Below are 22981 nucleotides of genomic sequence, written 5' to 3' on the forward strand. Positions count from 1 at the left end.
TTCCGGCGCTGCATGAGGCGGCGATTCCCGCCCGCAACAGCCCCTGCATAAAGCGGAATTATTGAATGACAAGCGCCGGATTGTCCCGCCTCCGGCTAAGCCCTGCGTGATATCCGCCCGCCGGATCAGCGGGCGGCGGCTCAAAGCCGCCCGGTGATCCGGATTTTAACGGTCGCGCCGGTTTCGCGAAAAACCGGTTTCCACTTTTTCGCCCGGCGCTCTAGCGCTCGTGCAGCAGGGCCTCGAGCCGCGCAAGGCTTTTCGCAAGCCCTTCCTGGCGCAGGATCATGCGCTGACCGGCGCTCGCCGTGCGCTGGCATTCTTCATGGAGGCTGTCGAGCCGCGCCTCCAGCCTGTCCAGCATGTCTGCAAGCCCATCGATCTTGTCGCCAAGGACTGCGAACTGCTGGTCTTCATTCTCCCCGGAGCGCCGCATGGTTTTCCTTCCGTTGACTCTTCTTCGTCTCGGGCTTCAGTCTGAATCACCAAATTTGCGATTTTGTCAATAAATACAGCAAATTGTTGTGATTTTATCCATCGCAATTCAACTTCCCGCCTTTCATGTTGCGGTCCATGCAACGGGAAATTGACTGGATTATCGAGGCGCTGGCGCGCGACCGGACCAAAACAAAATCCGGTCTCGCAGAAGCGCTCAATATCGACAAATCCGGCGTTTCCCGGATGCTCCGGGGCGAACGACGGCTGAAATTCGAAGAGGCCCAGCGCGCGGCGGATTATCTCGGCGTCAGCCCCGGCGGGGGTTTTGCGGAAAGCGAGGCTGCTTTTGAGAGCGAGCCTCCGGCGCGCCGCGACGATGGAACCGCCCCGCTCTACAAAGCCGCTGCGGGCGAAAACGGCCTTTGGATCATCGACCGCACCGCAATCATCGAACGCCGGCCGCGGGCGCCCGAATTCGCGGGCGCGGAGCTCGTCTTCGGCTTTTACGCGCCGGACGACGCCATGGCGCCGCGTTTTTATACGGGCGAAGTGGTGTGGACGAACCCGGCCCGCCCGGCGGCGGCCGGCGAAGACGCCGTCCTTATGGAGGACGCGGACGATCCTACGGCGTTGAAAGTCTATCTGTGCTTTCTCAAAGAAAAGACCGCGACGCAGATCGCCGGCGTTCAACATGGACGCGGCGAGACGCTGAGCGTGCCGGCGCGCGGCTGGCAAGCCGCGCATGTATACGCACGCAATTAAAAACATCTCCGGCCCAACGCGCGGCGCACATCTCATGTGACGAACGATCCGGAATGAAAAACGCCCGGCCTTTAAAAGCCGGGCGTTTTGTTTTCGGCGCCGGTTTTCCGACGTCGGCGGAAACTTAAAGAACGCGTTCTTTAAGATCTTTCGACGGACGGAAAGCGACTTTCTTCGACGCTTTGATCTTGATCGCTTCGCCGGTCGCCGGGTTGCGGCCCATGCGGGCGGGACGATGGCGAACCTGAAAGATTCCGAGACCGGCGAGGCGCAGTTTCTTGCCTTTCTTCAGGTAGCCGCCCATGCGGTCGACCAGATCGCTGACCATCGTTTCAGCCTGTTTCTTCGGCATTTCATACGCTTCGGAAAGCTCCGCTGCGAGATGCTTCAGGGTGAGAACGTCAGGCAACGCTTTTTTCGTTGCGGCTTTTTTCTTGGCGGGGGCTTTCTTAGCCGGCGCTTTTTTCGCCGCGGTTTTTTTGGCCGGCGCTTTTTTCTTCGCCGGGGCTTTTTTTGCAGTTTTCCGTTTAACGGCCATGTCAGGTATCCTCTATCAGACAGTGAATGCGAAAAGCAGCCTAAACACGGGGGTTTTCGCCTGCTGTGATTTCATTATTGCCCTTGATTCGTCTTCAAGGGAGACTCTGAAAAGCCCATTTAGGCCCATAAAATCGAGTTTTTCAGGCCTTCGAGGCGTTTTTCTTCATGATCCACTCATGATCGGCGTGGTTTCCGACCATAAAGTCGTACTCGCCGACCTTCTCGAAACCGTAGCGGCGATAGAGGTCCTGAGCCTTTTCATTCTCCGAAAAGACGCCGAGATAGACATGGGTGAAATGCGCGTCGAGCCAGGCTAAAGCCGTTTCCAGCAAGGCTTTTCCGAGCCCGAGGCCTTGCGCCTCCTTCAACAGATAGAGGCGTTTCAGCTCGCCCGATCCGTCCGGCATGGCTTCGACGGGAAGGTCGCAGGGACCGGCCATCGCATAGCCGAGAATGACCCCGTCATCATCTTCCGCCAGCCACGCCGCGGTTTCCGGCTTGGCCATGAACTCTTCGTAATAGGAAGGCGCATGAGCGCTTTTCAGGAAGCTTTGCAGGTCCTCGGGGCAATAAAGCGCGCCGAACGTCTCGATGAAGGTGGCCGCGCCGAGTTCTGAAAGCGCCGCCGCTTCAAGAACATCAGCGCGCCTGATGGCGACGCCCGAACTCATTCCGCCGCGGCGACGGCCACATGCGGGCGATCATTGCGATAGCTGTTGATGCGCTCTTCGATCTCGCCGCGGAAATGACGGATGAGCCCCTGCACCGGCCAGGCGGCGGCGTCGCCGAGCGCGCAGATGGTGTGGCCTTCAATCTGCGTTGAAACTTCGAGGAGCTTGTCGATTTCCTCCGTGGTCGCATCACCAATCGCCATGCGTTCAAGCACGCGCCACATCCAGCCCGTGCCCTCGCGGCAGGGCGTGCACTGGCCGCAAGATTCATGCTTGTAAAAATAGCTGATGCGGGAAATCGCGCGCACAATGTCCGTAGACTGATCCATGACAATCACCGCCGCGGTGCCGAGACCGGAGCGCGCGTCGCGCAGCGCGTCGAAATCCATCAGAATATCGTCGCAGATGTCTTTGGGCAGACAGGGCACGGACGAGCCGCCCGGGATGACGGCTTTCAGGTTTTCCCAGCCGCCTTTGACGCCGCCGCAATGTTTGTCGATCAGTTGCTTCAGCGGGATCGACATCGCCTCTTCCACATTACACGGACGATTGACGTGGCCTGAGATGCAGTAAACTTTCGTGCCGTGATTATTCTCGCGGCCGAATTTGCGGAACCAGTCGGCGCCGCGGCGCAGGATGGTCGGCACCACCGCGATGGATTCCACATTGTTGACGGTGGTCGGACAACCATAAACGCCCGCCCCCGCCGGGAAAGGCGGCTTCAGGCGCGGCTGGCCTTTCTTGCCTTCAAGACTTTCAAGCAGCGCGGTTTCCTCGCCGCAGATATAAGCGCCGGCGCCGTGATGGACGTAAAGGTCGAAATCCCAGCCCGACCCGGCCGCGTTCTTACCGAGGAGGCCCGCCGCATAAGCCTCGTCGATGGCGGCCTGCAGCGTGTTGCGCTCGTCGACATATTCGCCGCGGATATAGATGTAACAGACATGCGCCTGCATCGCGAAAGACGCGATGAGGCAGCCCTCGATGAAAAGATGCGGGTCGTGGCGCATCATCTCCCGGTCTTTACAGGTGCCGGGCTCGGACTCGTCGGCGTTGACCACGAGATAATGCGGGCGCTCGCCCACTTCCTTGGGCATGAAGGACCATTTGAGGCCCGTGGGGAAGCCCGCGCCGCCGCGTCCGCGCAGCCCTGAATCCTTGACCTGCTGGATCACCCAGTCGCGGCCCATGGCCATGAGGTCCTTGGTGCCGTTCCAGGCGCCGCGCTTTTTCGCCTCTTCGAGCCGCCAGTCATGGAGGCCGTAGAGATTGGTGAATATCCGGTCTTTATCTTCGAGCATCGTCTTATCCTTGAGGGGCTTACTCGGACTCATCCGGCGGCGTAACCTGAATGTGCCACCATTCCTTCAGGGAGCTGACGGTCTTCGCATCCGCGAAGGCGCACAAGAAGACGCCGTCAAGTTCAATCGCGGCGCCGCCGGACGCGCTGGTGAAGGCCGCATGCCATTGCGCCAGGCAATTATCGCCGTCGCAGGTCAAAACGTCGTAGGTGAAGGTGACGTCGCGCTGATCGGCGGTGACGCCCGACCAGTATTCCTCGATGGCGGCCCGCCCTTCCATCGCGTCCTCGAACGGGTTTTCCCGATAGGTCGCATCGGCGGTGAAGAGCGCGCCGGCTTTCGCCGCATCGCGCGTCTCCCACGCCTCCTTGTAGCCATCGAGCCAGGCGGCGAAATCCTGCGGCGAGACGGCGCCGGTTTGCGCCGCTTCGGTTTCCGCCACGGCCGGCTGCGCGGCAAAGCACATAACCGCCATTGCGGCGGCGAAGGCCGCAAAGCCAGCGCTGCGCGCCGATTTTTTCATGGTCTTCATTATGTCACCTCAAGAATTTCAAACGCTTCTTAGTATGGAGGCCGCACTTTAGGCCTTTTCACCATGACCGGGCAATTCACGAAGCCCGGCGACTCTCATCGCAGTTGAGAAACCATTACTGCCCCGCCGGCTCTTTAGGCGCGGAGTTCGGGATTTCTTTCAGCGGCTGCGCGCGCGATCCGTCATAAAGCGACGGATCGGTAAGCGTCGTGTTGTCGCCTTCGGGGTCCGACGTATGGCGGCCCGGATGCTGGGTGCCGATTTTCACCTCTTCGCCGCGGGCGAGCTTGCCCAGCAGGTCTTCGAGAATCTCCGGCGTCAGGTCTTCGTAATAATGATCGCCGTCCTTGGTCGAAATCTGGATCATCGGCGCGTTGCAGCAGGCGCCGAGGCATTCGACCTCGAGCCATGAGAACTTGCCGTCTTCGGTGACATGGCCTTCCTCGCCGATCACTTTTTTGCAGACTTCGCGCAACTCGTTCGAACCGCGCAGCATGCACGGCGTCGTGCCGCAGAGCTGGACGAAGAACTCGCCTTCGGGGGCGAGATTGAACATCGTATAGAAGGTCGCGACCTCGTAGACGCGGATGTAAGGCATATCGAGCTGGCGCGCTATTCGCTCCATCATCGGGATCGAGACCCAGCCTTCCTGCTTCTGGCCGCGCCACAGGAACGGGATCACGCAGGAGGCCTGGCGGCCTTGCGGATATTTCTTGATCTGCTCCTCGCACCAGGCCTTGTTCTCAGGCGTCCAGTCAAAGGACGCGGGCTGGTCTTTCGCAGGGCGGCGGCTCGCCATGGGCTGGTCTCCTTAAGGCGCGATCGTCAAATTCTGGAGGGGACACATAACTGATTGTTCGCAAAACGAAAGGGCTCCAAAGGCCGCATGGCGCGGATTCCGGGCGCATTCGGGCGTTTGCGGGCCTCGCAGCCCCGCCGTGAAACAATTTGCGTCATCTTCCTTTCTCTTCTTTTCTTTCTGGCGTCTTTCCTGGCTTTCAGCCCGATTTGGCGCCTTTTACGTAAAAATGTTTCACGGAGGACCGCTGCCTTTCACCTCCCCCTGGAAAGGGGGAGGCCGGAATTTGCATCGGCAAATTCCGGATGGGGATCCAACCGCTCCGCCAAACCTCCAATTTCCAGCCTGACCTTCTCGTTTTTGATCCCCTCCCTAACCCTCCCCTTTTCAAGGGGAGGGAATGGCGGCGGATGCGTTTCAGTGATGAGCACTATAACCCCGCCCCGGGTCCCCGTGGATAACTACGCACCAAAGGCCGGTTTTCCGGCCTTTTTCAACGGAAATGATGAAATCCGGGCGGGCCGGTCGCGTTATTGGGGTTTGGATTTCGGCTCATTTCCCCTCCCCCGTTTACGGGGTGATGGAGAGGGTGAACCCCCATCGGCCCTGCGGGCCAATTCCCCCGTAAACGGGGGAAGAGAAGATCGAACGTACGGCATCTTCCCTCTTCCCCCGTTTGCGGGGGAAGTCCCGGCGAAGCCGGGGATGGGGGCGGCGCCTCCTCCGCAAACGGGGGCGAAAAGTTAGTCCAGCTCGACCTCGTTCAACGCCGCGGCGTCCTCGAAACAGCCGAGGCAGAGGACGCCGATATTGTCGGGGCCCAGCGCATCGAAGTCCTCCTGGGAAAGGGCGTTGCACTCATTGCAGACCGCGTCCCAGATCCCGTCGGGCCCCCGCGACCACCAGAAGCCTTTCGGCTCCCCGTCTTTCAGGGACTGGACGATGTGCTGGCAGACATAGGTCTTGGGCTGGCGCCCATGCGTGCCGCAGGTGACGGAAGGGACTTTCATGACGGGTCTTGTCGGCGCTCGGCCTTAAAATTTCAAGACGGGCCGGGGCCAGTATCAGGTCCGGCGTCAGATCCGGTGTTCGGCGTCAGCTTGTCGAGCTGCTTTTGCGCCGCCTCGATCTGGCGGCGGAGCGACGCGCGGCGATAGGCCTTCACCTGGGGCCCGAGAAACGGCAGGCGCGCAATGAGGCCGCGGCGCAGCGCGATGATGAGGACGAGCGCGCCGAGGCCCGAATAACCCGCCATGCCGGTCGGCATGTCGCCATTCATCAGCGCCATGCGCAAGGGCACGATAATGAAGCCGATAATGGCGCCGAAGAGCGCGCCATAGATCGCCGCGCCGAGATAAACGTGCCAGGCGGACCTGTCGCGATGACGGTCGCGCAAGGTCAGCATCGCCGAGACGACAAAGACGCCCGTGATGAACAGCGCCACGAAGGCTTCGATGTAGAGGTTGAGATCAGACGGATAAGGGGCGGCGCTGTTCACGGCCTGAAGACTCTCGGCGGGCGCTTTAGATCACGGATGCCTTTTTCATATCCTGTCATCTATAAGACTGATCAAAGGTCATCGTTGTTTCAAGATCCGTCCAAACACGGTCGGAGACTTCATACCGCCACATGGCTACAGCGATAGCCGCCTCTTTGTCGAAACAATCATTTCTTGCCTGAATAACGCGGATATTTTCCGGCACGCCATCCGCACCTACATCATAACGCAAGTGTACAATCTCTTTATCTCGCGAATTTCCCATACATTGCCGCGGGTATCCCCGTGGCGGACACCGATACAGCAAAATTGGCTCTGTTCCATTCAGAGCCTCAGGCGTTTGCTCTTTCGGCGGAAATCTTCGATCACACGTATAGACGCCGGATAGTTCAACCAGACGCGAAGTCTGAGCCTCGGTAACTGACTGAGGAGATGAGGCGCAACTCACGGCGGCGAACACGGCCACAACCGTTAAGATGGATTTGCACCCAAAAATCCTCACCGATCAATTTCGCCGAACACGATGTCGAGGCTGCCAAGGATCGCCGAAACGTCCGCCAAGAGGTGCCCGCGATTGATCCAGTCCATGGCTTGCAAGTGCGGATAGCCCGGCGCGCGGATCTTGCAGCGATAGGGTTTGTTGGAGCCGTCGGAGACGAGATAGACGCCGAACTCGCCTTTCGGCGCTTCGACGGCGGCGTAGACCTCGCCCGCCGGGACGTGGAAGCCCTCGGTGTAAAGCTTAAAGTGATGAATGAGGGATTCCATGTTCCCTTTCATCTTGTCGCGGCGCGGCGGCGTCACCTTGCCGTCGGTCGCCATCACCGGGCCCGGCGTTTCGCGCAGTTTCGCAATCGCCTGCTTCATGATGTGGACGGACTGATACATCTCCTCCATGCGGCAGAGATAGCGGTCGTAGCAGTCGCCGTTCTTGCCGATGGGAATCTTGAAGTCGTATTCGTCATAGGATTCGTAAGGCTGCGCCCGGCGCAGATCCCACTGAACGCCGGAGCCGCGCACCATGACGCCGGAAAAGCCCCATTGGAACGCCTCTTCCTGCGTCACGACGCCGATATCCACATTGCGCTGTTTGAAGATGCGGTTGTCGGTGATGAGAGTTTCGATGTCGCGCATCTTTTGCGGAAACTGATCGCACCACGCATCGATGTCGTCGATCAGCGCTTCGGGCAAGTCCTGATGCACCCCGCCGACGCGGAAATAGGCCGCGTGCATGCGGCTGCCCGATGCGCGCTCATAGAACACCATGAGTTTTTCGCGCTCTTCAAAACCCCAAAGCGGCGGCGTCAGGGCGCCCACATCCATGGCCTGCGTCGTGACGTTGAGGATATGCGAGAGGATGCGCCCGATCTCGCAGAAGAGGACGCGGATATGCTGCGCGCGTTTGGGGACTTCGAGCCCGAGGAGCTTTTCCGCCGCGAGGCAGAAGGCGTGCTCCTGATTCATCGGCGCGACGTAATCGAGGCGGTCGAAATAGGGGATCGCCTGAAGGTACGTCTTGTATTCGATCAGCTTTTCGGTGCCGCGATGGAGAAGCCCGATATGCGGATCGACCCGCTCGACGACCTCGCCGTCAAGCTCGAGCACCAGGCGCAACACGCCGTGCGCCGCCGGGTGCTGGGGCCCGAAATTGATCGTGAAATTGCGCTCCGACGAGGAATCGGAAGTGGAATCTTCGGGGGCTACGTGTTGTCCGTCGGCCATAACTACTTTCCTTGCGCCTCAGCGAACATTTTAAAGACCTCTTCGCCGGTCAGTTTCCGTGTCGGCTGGGCGAAATCGTAATAATCCGGCTTTTCGTCGATGAAGATTTCCACCGCGAATTTGGCGTCGGACAGATCGTCCAGCGCCCCGGCGTTGACGGTGTGCAAGGAACCGTCCCGTAACCGGTAAAAAAGATTGGAGCCGCAGGTCTTGCAAAAGACGCGCTCCGCCCAATCGGAAGAGTGATGAACGCCGACATGGCTGTCGTCTTCAATCTCCGGCGCGCCTTCGAGATTGACCGCCATCATCGGACCGCCGACCTGCCGCCGGCACATGCCGCAATGACACGCGTCCACATGCACGCCGTCGCTTTCAATTTTCGGCGTCGCCTTGAATTTCACCGCGCCGCAAAGGCAGCGTCCCGTTCTCGCCGTCATGGACTACTCCTTGGCTTCCGCTTTCTCATCCCCGGGCAGCACATATTGCGCGCCTTCCCAAGGGCTGAGGTAATCGAAATTGCGGAATTCCTGGACAAGCTGCACCGGTTCGTAGACGACGCGCTTTTGCTCGTCGTCATAGCGCACTTCCACATGCCCGGTGAGCGGGAAGTCCTTGCGCAGCGGATAGCCCTCGAAATTGTAGTCGGTGAGGATGCGGCGCAAATCCGGATGGCCGGTAAAGACGACGCCGTACATGTCGAAGGCTTCGCGCTCGAACCAGTCGGCGCAGGGGAAGACGTCGATAATGCTCGGGATCGTCTCTTCCTCGCCCACCTGCGCCTTTACGCGGATGCGCGTGTTGTTGTGCATGGAAAGCAAATGATAGACGACGTCGAAGCGCTGCTTGCGCTGCGGGTAATCGACGGCGGTGAGGTCGATCAGCACCAGAAACTTCGCCAGCGGATCGTCGCGCAGGAACTGCATCACCGGCACGATGCGGTCGGCGCGCACCTCGATGGTCAGCTCGCCATACTCCACCCGCCAGGAGCGGATGTCGGCGTCAATCGTCGCGGCGATATGCTCGCCCAGTTCTTTCAGTTCTTCACTCATGAGTCATAACTTGTTTGCTCTCGGCCCGGATGGTGTTTCCAGTATTGGTCAGCCTGGCGCCTCTTATCTTTTAATCCACGGTGCATTTTTCGAGCAGCTATCGAAATGCCAATACAGAACAAGCTCCAGCCTGCAATCTTCACCGTCCACACATCCGGGAAGAAATACGACCCAACAACAAGGATCATTCCTCCCAGAAGCACGATCCCCCAGCCGATCATCCCAGGATCGCCTTCTCGCTGGATTTTCTATGTTCCTCAAACTGCTTCAACCGTGCTTCATGCTTCTTGCGAAGAGTAAGAAAAACCAAAACAGCGGCCACCCATCCAACGCCCGTTCCAAGGTCGGTCAGCCAGTCCGCCTCGGGCGCGAAACGTCCAGCGAAAGCCGCGCCGACAATGGTGAACAGGCACAATGTCGCCAATGACAGCAAGCTAACGCCAACCACATCGAAATAAGGACGCGTCACCGCACGATGCTCCCTTCGCGGCGGATCTTCTTCTGCAATTGCAGGATGCCGTAGACGAGGGCCTCCGCCGTCGGCGGGCAGCCCGGCACGTAAATGTCCACCGGCACGACGCGGTCGCAGCCGCGCACCACCGCATAAGAGTAATGATAATAGCCGCCGCCATTGGCGCAGGAGCCCATGGAGATGACATAGCGCGGGTTCGGCATCTGGTCGTAGACCTTCCTGAGCGCCGGCGCCATCTTGTTGGTCAGCGTGCCGGCGACGATCATCACGTCCGACTGGCGCGGGGATGCGCGCGGCGCAAAGCCGAAACGCTCCACGTCATAGCGCGGCATCGAGGCCTGCATCATTTCGACGGCGCAGCAGGCGAGCCCGAAGGTCATCCACATCAGCGAGCCGGTGCGCGCCCAGTTGATGAGCGCGTCCGCCGGCGCGGTGATGAAGCCGCGGTCGGCGAGCTGGTCGGAGAGGTCTTTAAAGAACGGGTCCTTCGCCGACGGGTTGTAGCCCGGCGCGCCGGCTCGGGCAGCCGTCCCATAGGGAAGCTGCCCGGATAATGATTTGTCCGCATTCGCGGACGGGGCGGCGGTCCCGTAAGGAAGCTTGGTTTCCTCTAGCGCCATTCGAGCGCTCCTTTCTTCCATTCGTATAGGAAGCCGACGGCGAAGACGGCGATGAAGACAAACATCGACCAGAAGGCGAAAATCTGGAAGCCGCGGTCCGCCCCGAGCTCCGGATTGAACAGGGTCACCGCCCAAGGGAACAGGAACGCCACGTCGAGATCGACGATGATGAAGAGGATCGCGACAATATAGAACTGGACGTCGAACTTCATCCGCGCGTCGTCAAAGGCGTTGAAGCCGCATTCATAGGTCGAGACCTTTTCGGGGTCGGGCTCGTTCGGGGCGATCAGCGCCGGGGCGATGAGAAAGCCCAGCGCCAGCGCCAGCGCGATCCCGAAGAAAACAAGGATGGGAAGCCAGTCGAGCAGAAAATCAGCGGTCGCCACCGGGGGCTCCTTTGAGGTCTTGAGATTCGGGCCGGAAACTAGGCAGTAAGGCCCGAAGACGCAACGCGTTTTCGCGCCGCATATTGGATTTTCCGGGGGCTTAGGGCCTTGAGCAAACGGCGCGAAACGGCCCGGGAAAAGCCTGAAATCATGGCCGAGGCGCCCGCGATGGCGAATGCATCATCCCCGGGCATGACGATAGACCGCATGGCGGGCCCCGATTGGCGAGTGCGGCGGCGCCCGCCCCTAACCCAGCCGGTTTTCGGACCGGGCTTGGCTCGCAGGCAGGATAGCCGCCCTGGGAATCAGGAGTTTCTCTTTAATTACAGTAACTTGGCGCCGCTTATTCAGGATCGGTGGGCGCATCTTCGAGCTGTTCGGGAAATTCGCCTTCCTGACCTTCGCGCAGATAGTCGTCCCAGTCCTCCATCTCCCAGAAGCGCTCATCGAGAAGACCGGAGCGGATTGTCTCCGGCAGGTCGTCGGGCGTCAGGCTTTCCTGCACCGCGCGGTCGGCCGCGAAGGCGGAGAGATTGGCGATGTCGTCGGCGGTGAGATAGATCGTATAGCCGAGCTCGATCGACTGCAGCTCGATCATGGCCGGGGCCCCGCGCCACATGCGCGCGGCGAATTCCAGCGGGTCGATCGGCGGCGCGCCGATCTGCGCGTCGAGCGCCGGCGCCGCCTTGCCGCCGACCCCGTTCACGGAATGGCAGATGACGCAGCCTTTTTCCACAAACAGAGTCTTGCCGATCACCGGATCGACCTCGCGGGCGCCGGCGGTTTTCAGGCTGACCGCGGTTTCCGGCGCGCTCTCGGACGCCGCGCCCGAATTTTCCGCGCTGCAGGCGGCGATCAGGGATGCGCCCGCCAGCGCCGCCAGTGTTTTCGTCAAATGCGTCATATTATTACCACCCCGTTTCCTCATGGCGGGATTGTCGCGCCGATTCCGCCGCCCCGCAATGTGGCGAATATGAAACCCCGGAAATCTTTAAAGAATGCCCGGCAGGTCGAGCCCCTTTTCCCTGGCGCAGTCGATGGCGTCCTCATAGCCCGCGTCGGCATGGCGCATGACGCCCGTCGCCGGGTCGTTCCAGAGAACGCGTTTCAAGCGCCGCGCGGCGTCTTCGGTGCCGTCGGCGACGATCACCATGCCCGCATGCTGGGAAAAGCCCATGCCGACGCCGCCGCCATGATGGAGCGAGACCCAGGTGGCGCCGGATGCGGTGTTGAGGAGCGCATTCAACAGCGGCCAGTCGGAGACGGCGTCGGAGCCGTCTTTCATGGCCTCGGTCTCGCGGTTCGGGCTTGCGACCGAGCCTGAGTCGAGATGATCGCGCCCGATCGCGACCGGCGCTTTCAAGTCGCCTTTCGCCACCATTTCGTTGAAGGCGAGCCCCAAGCGATGACGGTCGCCGAGCCCGACCCAGCAGATGCGCGCCGGCAGCCCCTGGAACGAAATCCGCTCCTTCGCCATGTCGAGCCAGTTATGAAGATGCTTGTTGTCGGGCAGCAGCTCCTTCACCTTTTCATCGGTGCGGTAGATGTCTTGCGGGTCACCGGAAAGCGCCGCCCAGCGGAACGGCCCGACGCCGCGGCAGAATTGCGGGCGGATGTAAGCCGGGACGAAGCCCGGAAAGTCGAAAGCGTGTTCAAGGCCTTCTTCGAGCGCGACCTGGCGGATATTGTTGCCGTAATCGAGGGTCGGGATCCCTGCGTTCCAGAAATCGAGCATCGCGGCGACCTGGATTTTCATGGAGGCGCGGGCGGCCTTTTCCACGGCTTTCTGGTCGCTTTCGCGCTTTGCGCGCCAGTCGCCGAGGCTCCAGCCGATGGGAAGATACCCGTTCACCGGATCGTGCGCCGAAGTCTGGTCTGTGACGATGTCGGGACGCACGCCTCGCTTGACGATTTCCGGAAAAATCTCGCCGGCGTTTCCGAGAAGGCCGACGGATTTCGCCTCGCCCGCCTTCGTCCAGCGTTCGATCATCTCCAGCGCTTCGTCGAGGGTTTTCGCTTTTTCGTCGAGATAACGCGTGCGCAGGCGGAAATCGATGTGGTCTTCGTCGCATTCGACCGCGAGACATGAGGCGCCGGCCATCACCGCGGCGAGCGGCTGCGCCCCGCCCATGCCGCCCAGCCCCCCGGTCAGGATCCATTTGCCTTTCAGCTCGCCGTCGTAATGGCGCCGCCCCGCCTCGACGAAAGTTTCATACGTACCCTGAACGATGCCTTGGGTGCCGATATAAATCCACGAGCCCGCCGTCATCTGGCCGTACATCATCAGGCCCTTTTTATCGAGTTCGGAGAAATGATCCCAATTCGCCCAGTGCGGCACGATGTTCGAATTGGCGATGAGAACCCGCGGCGCGTCCTTATGGGTTTCGAACACGCCCACCGGCTTGCCGGACTGCACGAGCAGGGTCTGGTCTTCGCGCAGGGTTTTCAGCGTTTGCGTAATCTTGTCGAAATCGTTCCATGACCGCGCGGCGCGGCCGATGCCGCCATAGACGACAAGCTCGTCCGGATTTTCCGCGACGTCGCGGTCGAGATTGTTCTGGATCATGCGGAACGGCGCCTCGGTCGCCCAGGAAAGGCAGTTGAGCTCCGGCCCCGTCGGGGCTTTCACCTCGCGCTTGTTCGAAAAGCGATCATTCATCATCGGCTCCGTTCAATTTTCCGTCGCGCGCAAGCGCGTTGATGCGTTGTAAAATCTCTTTCAAAACAGCGCGCAGCTTTTCCGCTTTCGCTTCATCATAAGCGAAAGGCGCGGTCTCGCTTTCGAGGTACGCGCTTTGCGCGATTTCCATCTGGATCGCATGCACGCGCGTTTCCGGCTTGCCGTAATGGCGCGTCGTCCAGCCGCCGCGAAAGCGCCCGTTCACGACATGGGAAAAACCCGACGCCGCACAGATGTCAGCGACGGCCTCTTCGAGAACGTTCGCGCAAGTCGCGCCGTTGTTGGTTCCGATATTGAGGTCGGGCAGCGTTCCCTCGAACAGAAACGACAATTGCGAGCGGATGGAATGGCAATCATAAAGAACCGCAACGCCATGGGCCTCGCGCACGCGGTCGATCTCCGCGGCGAGCGCCAGATGATAGGCGGCGTGAAATTCGATACGGCGGCGGTCGATTTCGTCTTCGTCCGGCTCTTCCGTCCAGATTGGCGCGCCCTCGAAATCCACGAGCGGGACGAGCCCCGTCGTGTTCTGGCCGGGATAAAGACTGGCGCCGGAGGGGTCGCGATTGGCGTCGATCGCATAGCGATGAAAATTCGCGCGCACCACGGTCGCATCCGGCAAAAGCCCGTCATAGAGCCGGTCCACATGCCAGTCCGTATCGGCGAGCGCTTTCCCCCGTTCATTCAAGCGCGATACAATCTCCGGCGGCATGAATGTTCCGCTGTGCGGCTGGGCGAGAATGACCGGCCCCTCGCCCTTGACGATCTCGACCGGCGTCATGCGCGCGCCTCCAGCGCAATCGGCGTCACGCCGTCAAAAGACAGAAGCGATGAACCGGAAACGAGCAACTTCAGCGCATCGATGTCGCCGGAAAGAATGCGGTCTTCTTTCACCGGCGGGCTTGCATCCCGGATCAGCACAATCGCGCCCTGCAGGCGCTTGCTGGTTTTCAACGGCGCGCGAAACTCGACCCCTTGCGCGCCCGCCATGGCTTCGACCGCGAGAATGCCGGCGAGATTGTCGTTCATCTCAAGAAGCCGCCTTGCGCCGTGACAGGCCATGGAGACATGGTCTTCCTGATTGGCGGAAGTGGGCGTTGAATCGACCGAGCGCGGATTGGAAAGCGCCTTGTTCTCGCTCATCAGCGCGGCGGAGGTCACTTCGGCGATCATCAGACCGGAATTCAATCCCGGTTTCGGCGTCAAAAACGCCGGCAGGCCGTAGCTCAGCGCCGGATCGACCAGCAAAGAGATGCGCCTTTGCGCAATCGAGCCCAATTCCGACAAGGCAATGGCGATCTGGTCGGCCGCGAAAGCGACCGGCTCGGCATGGAAATTCCCGCCGGAAACGATCTCGCCGTCCGAGAGGACGAGCGGGTTGTCGGTGACGGCGTTGGCCTCGGTTTCGAGCGTTGCAGCGGCTTGGCGCAGAAGGTCTATGCAGGCGCCCGCGACCTGCGGCTGGCATCTGAGGCAATAGGGATCCTGCACGCGCTCGTCGCCATCGACATGGCTCGTGATGATCTGAGATCCCTCGAGCAGTTCGCGCAGGCGCCGCGCGGTTTCGATCTGGCCGCGATGGCCACGCAAAGAATGAATGTCGGAATGAAACGGCGCCGCCGTGCCCATGGCCGCATCGATGGCAAGCGCGCTCGTCGTCATTGCGGACAGCGCCAGCCGCCACGCATCGAACAATGCTGCGAGCGCCAGCGCCGTCGACACCTGCGTGCCGTTGATCATCGCGAGGCCTTCCTTGGCGGAAAGCACAAGCGGGTCGATCCCCGCCGCCGCCATGGCCTCGCCCGCGGGCTTGCGCGCGCCCGCGTGAAAAACCTCGCCCTCGCCGATCAGCGCCGCCGTCATATGCGCAAGCGGCGCCAGATCGCCTGAGGCGCCGACGGAGCCTTGCGCGGGAATGACCGGCAGGATGTCGGCGGCGATGAATTTTTCGATCTGTTCGATCACCGTCCAGCGCACGCCCGAGGCGCCGCGCCCGAGCGACAGGAGTTTCAGCGCCATGACGAGACGCGTCACGTCCGGCGACAAAGGCGCGCCGGTTCCGGCGCTGTGCGAGAGAATGAGATTGCGCTGAAGCTGCGCCAGCTCGTCATGGCCGACCCGCACGGAGGCGAGTTTTCCGAAACCGGTGTTCACGCCATAGATCGGCGCGTCGCCCGCCGCCGCTTTCGAAATCGCATCGGCCGCCCGATCGACCCCCGGCCGCGCCGCCCGGTCGAGCGTGAAGGCCTCGCCTTCGCGATAAAGCATTTCCAGCGCGGCAAGGCTTTCGGCGCCCGGCGTCAGCACTGCGGTCATAAGGCCCTCGATTGGTCGCGCTTGTTATGTGCAGTTTATATGTTAATATGTATGCACATATTAATTGGAGACGCAAGCCGTGGCCGGACAGCGAATCGCCGCCAAGGAAATTCTGACGCCCGAAGGCTGGCGCCGGGACGTGATCGTGGAGATCGGCCCCGACGGCCGAATCACGGGGCTCCATAAGAAAGACAAGGGCGCCGCCGCCGACATGACGGTGGGCGCGCTCCTGCCCGCGCCGGGCAATGTGCACTCCCACGCTTTTCAGCGCGCCATGGCGGGGCTGACCGAATACCGCGCGAACCCGACCGACGATTTCTGGAGCTGGCGCGCGCTCATGTATCATTTCGTCGAACGCCTGACCCCGGACGACATCGAAGCGATCGCCGCCGGCGTGCAAATGGAAATGCTCGAAGCCGGTTTCGCGGCGGTCGGCGAATTTCACTATCTCCACCACCAGCCGGACGGCGCGCCTTACGCGAACCTCGCCGAACTTTCAGAACGGCTCTTCGCGGCGGCGGCGGAGACCGGCATCGGCTATACGCATCTGCCCGTTCTTTACATGCGCGGCGGCATGGACGGGCGCGCGCTTGAAGGCGGCCAGCGGCGTTTCGGCTGCACGCGCGAGCAATTCGAAAACCTGTTCGCCGACGCGCGCGAGGCGATGAAAGCCCTGCCCGGCGATGCACGGCTCGGCGTCGCGCCGCATTCTTTGCGCGCCGTCGACAAAGACGGACTCGCCTTCGCCGCCGCGCTCGACCCCTCTTCTCCCGTTCACATACACATCGCCGAACAAACGGGCGAAGTCGAAGAAGCCATTACGCATCTCGGCGCGCGGCCGGTGGAATGGCTTTACGCCAACATGAATGTGGATGCGCGCTGGTGCTTGATCCACGCCACGCACATGAACGAAGCGGAGGTCAAAGCCGCCGCCGCATCGGGCGCCGTCGCGGGACTTTGCCCGATCACCGAAGCCAATCTTGGCGACGGGATATTCGAAGCGGCGTCGTTCTTATCGGCGGGCGGGCGCATCGGGATTGGTTCGGATTCCAATATCCGCATCACGCTTGCGGAAGAATTGCGCATGCTGGAACATTCCCAGCGCCTGAAGCACCGCCAGCGCGCCGTCCTCTCGACCCTGGAAAAATCCTGCGGACGGTTTTTGCTGGAAGGAGCGGCGCTGGGCGGCGCACAGGCTTTGGGGCGCGACGGGGGCCGCATCGAACACGGCGCCCTCGCCGATTTCGTCGCGCTCGACGCCGGCAATCCCGCGCTTGCCGGCCTTTCCGGCGACCGCATGCTCGACGCCTGGATTTTCGCGAGCGCCGAATCGCCGGTAACCGATGTCTGGTCGGCAGGCCGTCATCTGGTCAAAGACGGTCGCCACATTCGTCGCGACCGCATCGCCGGACGCTTCAATACGGTTCTCGCGCGCCTCAGGTCGGATTTATGAGCGAACATTCCCACCAGTCGATCCGCGAAGCGATCCGCGAGCGCCTCGCCGCCGGCGAATGGGCGCCGGGCGGCTTGATGCCGGGGGAAACGGCGCTTGCGGAAGACTATCGCTGCGCACGCACCACGGTGAACCGCGCGCTTCAATCCCTCGCCGATGAAGGGCTGATCGAGCGCAAGCGCCGGGCCGGCACGCGGGTGATCGAACTGCCCGTGCGCCGCGCGAAATTCGAAATCCCCATCGTGCGTCATGAAATCGAAGCGAACGGCGCGCGTTATCATCCGCATATCCTGCTCAACGAAACAATGACGGCGCCGGACCATATCGCCGCGCGGTTGCGCCTCGAAGACGGAACGCAAGCGCTGCATCTGCAGACGCTGCATCTCGCAGACGGCCGGCCGCATGCTTTTGAAGACCGCTGGGTAAACATCGAGGCGGCGCCGGGCATGCTCGAGGCGCCGCTTGACGAAATCAGCGCCAATGAATGGCTGGTGCGCCATGCGCCTTATTCAAGCGGCGACGTGGCTTTCTCAGCAAGCGCCGCCGCTCCGCGCGAGGCCGCCGCCCTTGAAGCGCGCGAAGGCGACGCGCTTTTCACCATCGAGCGCACCACCTGGCGCGAAGAGAGCTTCATCACCACGATGAAGCTCTTCTACCGTCCGGGTTATAAGATGGTCACGCAGCTTTAGCATGCCGCATCAAGACTTCCGCACATAATACTTCCCGTTCATTCCGGCCTTCGCCGGAATGAGCGGAGAAGAAAAAGTGCGAATTATTCTAAGGCGTGTAGTTGAGCACCGGGGCGAGCCAGCGTTCCGCCGTGCGCATGTCCCAGCCCTTGCGGTTCGCGTAATCCTCGACCTGATCTTTCTCGATCTTGCCGAGCGCAAAGTAATAAGATTCCGGGTGCGCAAGATAGAGACCGGAAACGCTCGCCGGCGGCGTCATGGCGTAGCTTGAGGTAAGCTCCACGCCGGCGCGCTCCGGCGCTTCGAGAAGATCGAACAGCGTCGCCTTTTCCGTATGGTCGGGCTGGGCCGGATAGCCCGGCGCCGGGCGGATGCCGGCGTATTTCTCCGCGATGAGCTCTTCTTCGGAAAGATTTTCCTCCGGCGCATAGCCCCAGAATTCCCGGCGCACGCGGGCGTGGAGATATTCCGCAAAGCCTTCGGCGAACCGGTCGGCGAGCGCCTTCACCATAATCGCGGAATAATCGTCATTGGCTTTCTTGAACGCATCGGAATGTTCGAGCTCGCCATGCCCGGCGGTGACGCAGAAACCGCCGACCCAGTCCGGGCCTTCCTCTTTCGAGCGCAGGAAGTCCGACAGCGCGACATTGGCGCCGTCTTTCTTTTTGATCTGCTGGCGCAGGGTGAAGAGTTTCGCGCGCTCCACATTGCGCTCTTCGTCCGTCCACAGCGCAATGTCGTCGCCGACGGCGTTGGCCGGCCAGAAACCGACGCAAGCCTTCGGCGTCAGCCATTTCTCCGTCATCATCTGGTCGAGCATTTTCTGGGCGTCGGCCCAGAGGGTCCTCGCCGCCTCGCCGCGCTTGTCGTCTTCGAGGATCTGCGGATAACGCCCCGGCATGTCCCAGCTCATGAAGAAGGGCGTCCAGTCGATGTAAGGATGGATGTCCTCGAGCGAGACGTCGTCGATGGTCTTGGCGCCGGTGAAAGAAGGCTTCGTCGCCTCCCCGGCTTTCCAGTCCGGCATGAAGCGCGCCTTGCGCGCGTCATCCAGCGTCAGCCGCGCTTTCGGCCCGCCGCCTTCGCGCGAGGCGCGCATCTTGGCGTATTTGTCTTTGGTTTCTTCCCAGAGTTGCGGGCGCGCGTCATCGGACAATAGTTTCGATACGACGCCCACCGCGCGGCTGGCGTCGGCGACGTGAATGACGGGCGCGGCCTCATAGCCCGGCTCGATCTTCACCGCCGTATGCGCCGGAGAGGTCGTGGCGCCGCCGATCAAGAGCGGTTTGGTCATGCCGCGCCGGCGCATTTCCGTCGCGACCACCACCATCTCGTCGAGCGAGGGCGTGATGAGGCCGGAAAGACCGACAATGTCGGCGTCTTCTTTTTCGGCGGTGTCGAGTATCTCTTCGCAGGCGACCATGACGCCGAGATCGACGACTTCGTAGCCGTTGCACTGAAGAACGACGCCGACAATGTTCTTGCCGATATCGTGAACGTCGCCTTTCACGGTCGCCATCACGACTTTGCCGTTGGACTTGCCCACCATCCCCATCTCTTCCTTTTCCTTCTCCATATAGGGAAGGAGATGGGCCACCGCCTGTTTCATGACGCGGGCGGACTTCACCACCTGCGGCAGAAACATCTTGCCGTCGCCGAAAAGGTCGCCGACCACATTCATGCCGGCCATCAACGGGCCTTCGATGACATGCAAAGGACGTTCGGCGGCAAGCCGGGCTTCTTCGGTGTCTTCTTCGATGTAATCGGTGATGCCGCGCACAAGCGCGTGCTTCAACCGCTCGTTCACCGGCTCTTCGCGCCAGGCGAGATCCTTTTCCTTGGTCTCGCCTTTCTGGCCGCGATAGCGCTCGGCGATGTCCAAGAGGCGCTCGGTCGCCTCGTCGCTGCGGTTGAGGATCACGTCCTCCACAAGCTCGCGCAGCTCCGGCTCGATCTCATCGTAAATGTCGAGCTGGCCGGCGTTGACGATGGCCATGTCGAGCCCGGCCTTGATCGCGTGATAAAGAAAGACCGAGTGCATCGCCCGGCGCACCGGCTCATTGCCGCGGAACGAGAACGACACGTTCGACAGACCGCCGGAGACGTGAACGCCCGGCATCTCTTCGCGCACGCGCCGCGTCGCATCGATGAAAGCGCGAGCGTAATCATTGTGCTCTTCGATGCCGGTCGCGACCGCGAAGATGTTCAGATCGAAAATGATGTCTTCGGGCGGGAAGCCGACTTTTTCCGTCAGGAGTTCGTAGGCGCGCTTGCAGATGCGCACTTTTTCGTCCGCCGTCTCGGCCTGGCCGTTTTCGTCGAAGGCCATGACGACCGTCGCGGCGCCGTAGGACATGATCTCCCGCGCCTGTTTCAGGAACGGCTCTTCGCCTTCCTTGAGGGAGATCGAATTGACGATGGCCTTGCCTTGCACGCATTTCAGGCCCGCCTCGATCACGTCCCATTTCGAGGAGTCGATCATCACCGGCACGCGGGCGATGTCGGGCTCGGCGGCGATGAGATTGAGGAACCTGGTCATGGCCTCGACGCCGTCGATCATCCCCTCGTCCATATTGACATCGATGACCTGGGCGCCGTTCTCAACCTGCTGGCGCGCGACCTCCACCGCATCATCATAGCGGTCTTCGGTGATCATTTTCCGGAATCGGGCCGAACCGGTAATGTTGGTTCGCTCGCCGATATTGACGAATGTGGCTGTCTGTTCGGTCATAAGGATTTACGCGATTTCAAAAGGTTCGAGCCCGGAAAGGCGCATGGCGTCCGGGCGTTTGGAAAATTCACGGGGGGCGCCGGTAGCCGCCGCCTCGGCGATCGCCGCGATATGCTCCGGCGTGGTGCCGCAGCAGCCGCCGAGAATGTTGACGAGGCCGCTTTCGGCCCACTCTTTAAGCATGGCGGCGGTCGTTTCCGGCGTTTCTTCATATTCGCCGAACGCATTAGGCAAGCCGGCGTTCGGGAATGCGGCGACATTGGTGTCGGCGATGCGCGCCAGCGTCGCGATATGCGGGCGCATGAGATCGGCGCCGAGCGCGCAGTTGAGGCCCACCGCAAACGGCTTGGCGTGACGCACGGAATTCCAGAAGGCCTCGACCGTCTGGCCCGACAGGGTGCGGCCCGACTTGTCGGTGATGGTGCCGGAAATCCAGATCGGCAGTTTTTCCATGCCTTCGGCTTCGAGGTCCTGGATCGCCTTGATCGCCGCCTTGCAGTTCAACGTGTCGGTGATCGTCTCGATGAGATAGAGATCGACGCCGCCTTCATTGAGCGCGCGCACCTGCGTGCGATAGGCGTCATAGACTTCATCGAAGGTCACCGCGCGCGCGCCGGGATCGTTCACGTCCGGGGACATGGACAGCATCTTGTTCAACGGCCCGATGGAGCCGGCGACGAAACGCGGCTTGTCCGGGTTCTTCGCGGTCTGCGCATCGGCGGAGGCGCGCGCCAGACGCGCGCCCTTGCGGTTGATGGCGATGACTTCGTCTTCGCCGAGATTGTAATCGTCCTGGGCGATGACCGTGGACGAGAAGGTGTTGGTCTCGGAAATGTCGGCGCCGGCCTCATAAAACGTGTCGTGCAGTTCGCTGATCACGTCCGGGCGCGTCAGGCACAAAATGTCGTTATTGCCTTTCATCTCGCCTTTATGATCGGCGAAGCGGTCGCCGCGGTAATCGGCTTCCTCAAGGCCCTTGCGCTGGATCATGGCGCCCCAGCCGCCGTCGAGAACGAGAATGCGTTGCTTGGCCGCCTGTTTCAGCGCCGCGATGCGGGTCTGGCGTTCGCTCATGCAGCCCTCCTGTCTTTGCACAGCCCAAGCCCCTGGCAGAGCGCAGAGGCGAGCGCCGAGCGGTTCATGGTGTAAAAGTGAAAAGCCTCGACGCCTTCGCGCTTCAGCCGCTCGCAGATCGATGCGGCGATCTCCACCGTCGCGCGGTCGCGCGCCGAGCGCTCCTCGCCGCAGGTCTCATAAGCGCGCATCACTTTAAACGGCACGAAAGCGCCGCACAGACGGGCTATTTTCGTCAGGCCCTGATAGTTCGACTGCAACATGATGCCGGGCACGATCGGCTTGTCGATGCCGAAATCCGCCGCAGCGTCGCGATAGCGCAGGAAAATCTCCGGTTCGAAAAAGAACTGCGTGATGGCGCGGTCGGCGCCGGCGTCAAGCTTGTGTTTCAGGGTCTCAAGTTCGTCCTGCAGGCCGCGGGCATCCGGATGGGTTTCCGGATAACAGCCGACGGAGATATCGAAATCGGCGATCTTCTTAGCGCCGGCGATAAGGTCCGAGGCGTAAGGATATCCCTCCTCATGCGGACTGTATTGCGCGCCCATGCCGCCCTCCGGGTCGCCGCGCAGGGCGACGATGCGCCGGACGCCGGCCGCCCAATAGTCGCGCAGCACGCCATCCACCTCTGCGCGCGATGCGCCGGCGCAGGTGATGTGTCCCGCAGCGGGCGCCGCGTCTTCCTCGGACAAAGCGCGCACGACGCCCAGCGTCCGGTCTTTGGAAGACCCGCCGGCCCCATAGGTCACGGAAATAAACTGCGGGCCGAGCTCCGCCAGGGTTCTGGCGGCGTCCAGCACCTTCTCCGCGCCGTCGGCGCTCTTCGGCGGAAACATCTCGAATGAAAATGCAGGCTGAGACATGGAGATTCTCCCAGGCTCCTCTAACGGATTGGATTTTTGCCTATTATTGGCGATACCAGTTATGGATATCGGGATATAAACATTTCCTTATATGTATTGGAAGGGGTTTTTGTTTTTTATCCCAGAAAATATTTAAGATGCTGATTTTAAAGGGTTTATTTAATCAAGCCGTCATGGCGGATTGTGCATTGCAGCATGGCCGCAGCGGCGCGCGCATCAGAATCAGACGCCGGACCGGGCGCCAGGCCGGCGGACCAGGCGCCGCGCGCCGCTTCAAGCGGCTCCATTTCCAGCCCCGGCGGCGTCAATGCGCCCGTTAGAACAGCGGCGCTTCCAAAAGACGGCGGCTCCGCATTGCGCGGCCCGATCGATTGTCAGTATGGGCTCTATT

At 61.3% G+C, this 22981-nt stretch carries 26 protein-coding genes; 3 read left to right on the top strand and 23 right to left on the bottom strand.

Annotated elements, in window-relative coordinates:
* Positions 1 to 220: 220 nt before the first annotated feature.
* Positions 221 to 436 (bottom strand): hypothetical protein, encoded by a 216-nt coding sequence (locus tag CW354_RS00960; protein ID WP_104828177.1) that lies wholly within the window; start codon positions 434 to 436, stop codon positions 221 to 223.
* A 137-nt stretch (positions 437 to 573) separates the two neighbouring features.
* Here CW354_RS00960 and CW354_RS00965 point away from each other — a divergent pair, with 137 nt between their 5' ends.
* Positions 574 to 1200, top strand: a complete 627-nt coding sequence (locus CW354_RS00965) for a helix-turn-helix domain-containing protein (RefSeq protein ID WP_165793459.1) — start codon at positions 574 to 576, stop codon at positions 1198 to 1200.
* Between the two features lie 124 nt (positions 1201 to 1324).
* On the opposite strand, the gene CW354_RS00970 is transcribed toward CW354_RS00965, so the two are convergent.
* From CW354_RS00970 to hutH, 19 genes are all read right to left on the bottom strand, one after another.
* Positions 1325 to 1738, bottom strand: a complete 414-nt coding sequence (locus CW354_RS00970; RefSeq protein WP_104828179.1) for an HU family DNA-binding protein — start codon at positions 1736 to 1738, stop codon at positions 1325 to 1327.
* 142 nt (positions 1739 to 1880) lie between these two features.
* The gene (locus tag CW354_RS00975; protein ID WP_104828180.1) at positions 1881 to 2411 is read right to left on the bottom strand and encodes a GNAT family N-acetyltransferase; all 531 of its coding nucleotides are present in this window, start codon (positions 2409 to 2411) and stop codon (positions 1881 to 1883) included.
* Entirely contained in the window at positions 2408 to 3709 is a 1302-nt protein-coding gene (gene nuoF, locus CW354_RS00980) for an NADH-quinone oxidoreductase subunit NuoF (RefSeq protein WP_104828181.1), read from the bottom strand. Before nuoF ends, CW354_RS00975 begins: the two co-directional genes overlap by 4 nt.
* A 19-nt stretch (positions 3710 to 3728) precedes the next feature.
* Positions 3729 to 4241 (bottom strand): nuclear transport factor 2 family protein, encoded by a 513-nt coding sequence (locus CW354_RS00985; RefSeq protein WP_104828182.1) that lies wholly within the window; start codon positions 4239 to 4241, stop codon positions 3729 to 3731.
* Positions 4242 to 4356: 115 nt separating this feature from the next.
* Positions 4357 to 5040 carry an NADH-quinone oxidoreductase subunit NuoE gene (gene nuoE / locus CW354_RS00990; protein WP_104828183.1) on the bottom strand — a complete coding sequence of 228 codons (684 nt, stop codon included), beginning with the start codon at positions 5038 to 5040 and terminating at the stop codon, positions 4357 to 4359.
* Between the two features lie 743 nt (positions 5041 to 5783).
* Positions 5784 to 6050: a hypothetical protein gene (locus CW354_RS00995; RefSeq protein WP_104828184.1), complete on the bottom strand. Its 267-nt coding sequence runs from the start codon at positions 6048 to 6050 to the stop codon at positions 5784 to 5786.
* A gap of 32 nt (positions 6051 to 6082) precedes the next feature.
* Positions 6083 to 6538, bottom strand: a complete 456-nt coding sequence (locus CW354_RS01000; protein WP_104828185.1) for a hypothetical protein — start codon at positions 6536 to 6538, stop codon at positions 6083 to 6085.
* Positions 6539 to 6593: 55 nt separating this feature from the next.
* Complete coding sequence (locus tag CW354_RS23260; protein ID WP_165793460.1) at positions 6594 to 6770, bottom strand: hypothetical protein; 177 nt, start codon at positions 6768 to 6770, stop codon at positions 6594 to 6596.
* A 266-nt stretch (positions 6771 to 7036) separates the two neighbouring features.
* Positions 7037 to 8260: an NADH-quinone oxidoreductase subunit D gene (locus CW354_RS01005; protein ID WP_104828186.1), complete on the bottom strand. Its 1224-nt coding sequence runs from the start codon at positions 8258 to 8260 to the stop codon at positions 7037 to 7039.
* Between the two features lie 2 nt (positions 8261 to 8262).
* Entirely contained in the window at positions 8263 to 8697 is a 435-nt protein-coding gene (locus tag CW354_RS01010; protein ID WP_104828187.1) for a GFA family protein, read from the bottom strand.
* Positions 8698 to 8700: 3 nt separating this feature from the next.
* On the bottom strand, positions 8701 to 9309 hold the full coding sequence (locus CW354_RS01015; RefSeq protein WP_104828188.1) for an NADH-quinone oxidoreductase subunit C: 609 nt from the start codon (positions 9307 to 9309) through the stop codon (positions 8701 to 8703).
* Positions 9306 to 9530, bottom strand: a complete 225-nt coding sequence (locus CW354_RS01020) for a hypothetical protein (protein WP_104828189.1) — start codon at positions 9528 to 9530, stop codon at positions 9306 to 9308. The genes CW354_RS01015 and CW354_RS01020 overlap by 4 nt, the downstream gene beginning before the upstream one ends.
* Complete coding sequence (locus tag CW354_RS01025; protein WP_104828190.1) at positions 9527 to 9778, bottom strand: hypothetical protein; 252 nt, start codon at positions 9776 to 9778, stop codon at positions 9527 to 9529. The genes CW354_RS01020 and CW354_RS01025 overlap by 4 nt, the downstream gene beginning before the upstream one ends.
* Positions 9775 to 10401, bottom strand: coding sequence for a NuoB/complex I 20 kDa subunit family protein (locus CW354_RS01030; RefSeq protein WP_104828191.1), 627 nt, complete (start codon positions 10399 to 10401; stop codon positions 9775 to 9777). The genes CW354_RS01025 and CW354_RS01030 overlap by 4 nt, the downstream gene beginning before the upstream one ends.
* Positions 10392 to 10787 (bottom strand): NADH-quinone oxidoreductase subunit A, encoded by a 396-nt coding sequence (ndhC, locus tag CW354_RS01035; RefSeq protein WP_104828192.1) that lies wholly within the window; start codon positions 10785 to 10787, stop codon positions 10392 to 10394. The genes CW354_RS01030 and ndhC overlap by 10 nt, the downstream gene beginning before the upstream one ends.
* A 343-nt stretch (positions 10788 to 11130) precedes the next feature.
* A complete protein-coding gene (locus CW354_RS01040) occupies positions 11131 to 11691 on the bottom strand; it encodes a c-type cytochrome (RefSeq protein WP_104828193.1) in 561 nt (186 codons plus the stop codon).
* A gap of 87 nt (positions 11692 to 11778) precedes the next feature.
* Positions 11779 to 13446: a urocanate hydratase gene (gene hutU / locus CW354_RS01045; protein ID WP_104828469.1), complete on the bottom strand. Its 1668-nt coding sequence runs from the start codon at positions 13444 to 13446 to the stop codon at positions 11779 to 11781.
* Positions 13439 to 14248: an N-formylglutamate deformylase gene (gene hutG / locus CW354_RS01050; protein WP_104828194.1), complete on the bottom strand. Its 810-nt coding sequence runs from the start codon at positions 14246 to 14248 to the stop codon at positions 13439 to 13441. The genes hutU and hutG overlap by 8 nt, the downstream gene beginning before the upstream one ends.
* Positions 14245 to 15783, bottom strand: a complete 1539-nt coding sequence (gene hutH / locus CW354_RS01055; protein WP_104828195.1) for a histidine ammonia-lyase — start codon at positions 15781 to 15783, stop codon at positions 14245 to 14247. Before hutH ends, hutG begins: the two co-directional genes overlap by 4 nt.
* A 79-nt stretch (positions 15784 to 15862) precedes the next feature.
* On the opposite strand from hutH, the gene CW354_RS01060 reads away from it, so the two are divergent.
* Positions 15863 to 17236: a formimidoylglutamate deiminase gene (locus tag CW354_RS01060; protein ID WP_104828196.1), complete on the top strand. Its 1374-nt coding sequence runs from the start codon at positions 15863 to 15865 to the stop codon at positions 17234 to 17236.
* A complete protein-coding gene (hutC, locus tag CW354_RS01065; protein WP_104828197.1) occupies positions 17233 to 17925 on the top strand; it encodes a histidine utilization transcriptional repressor HutC in 693 nt (230 codons plus the stop codon). Before CW354_RS01060 ends, hutC begins: the two co-directional genes overlap by 4 nt.
* Positions 17926 to 18013: 88 nt before the next feature.
* Here hutC and metH read toward each other — a convergent pair whose 3' ends face one another.
* From metH to CW354_RS01075, 3 genes are read right to left on the bottom strand one after another with little or no spacing between them, the layout of a single operon-like run.
* On the bottom strand, positions 18014 to 20656 hold the full coding sequence (metH, locus tag CW354_RS01070; RefSeq protein ID WP_207764600.1) for a methionine synthase: 2643 nt from the start codon (positions 20654 to 20656) through the stop codon (positions 18014 to 18016).
* 6 nt (positions 20657 to 20662) lie between these two features.
* Entirely contained in the window at positions 20663 to 21730 is a 1068-nt protein-coding gene (locus tag CW354_RS23615) for a homocysteine S-methyltransferase family protein (RefSeq protein ID WP_207764601.1), read from the bottom strand.
* Positions 21727 to 22590, bottom strand: a complete 864-nt coding sequence (locus CW354_RS01075) for a methylenetetrahydrofolate reductase (RefSeq protein WP_104828198.1) — start codon at positions 22588 to 22590, stop codon at positions 21727 to 21729. The genes CW354_RS23615 and CW354_RS01075 overlap by 4 nt, the downstream gene beginning before the upstream one ends.
* Positions 22591 to 22981 lie beyond the last annotated feature (391 nt).

It is taken from the genome of Hyphococcus luteus (genome assembly GCF_002943565.1).
In the GTDB taxonomy this organism is placed as follows: Bacteria; Pseudomonadota; Alphaproteobacteria; order Caulobacterales; family Parvularculaceae; genus Hyphococcus; species Hyphococcus luteus.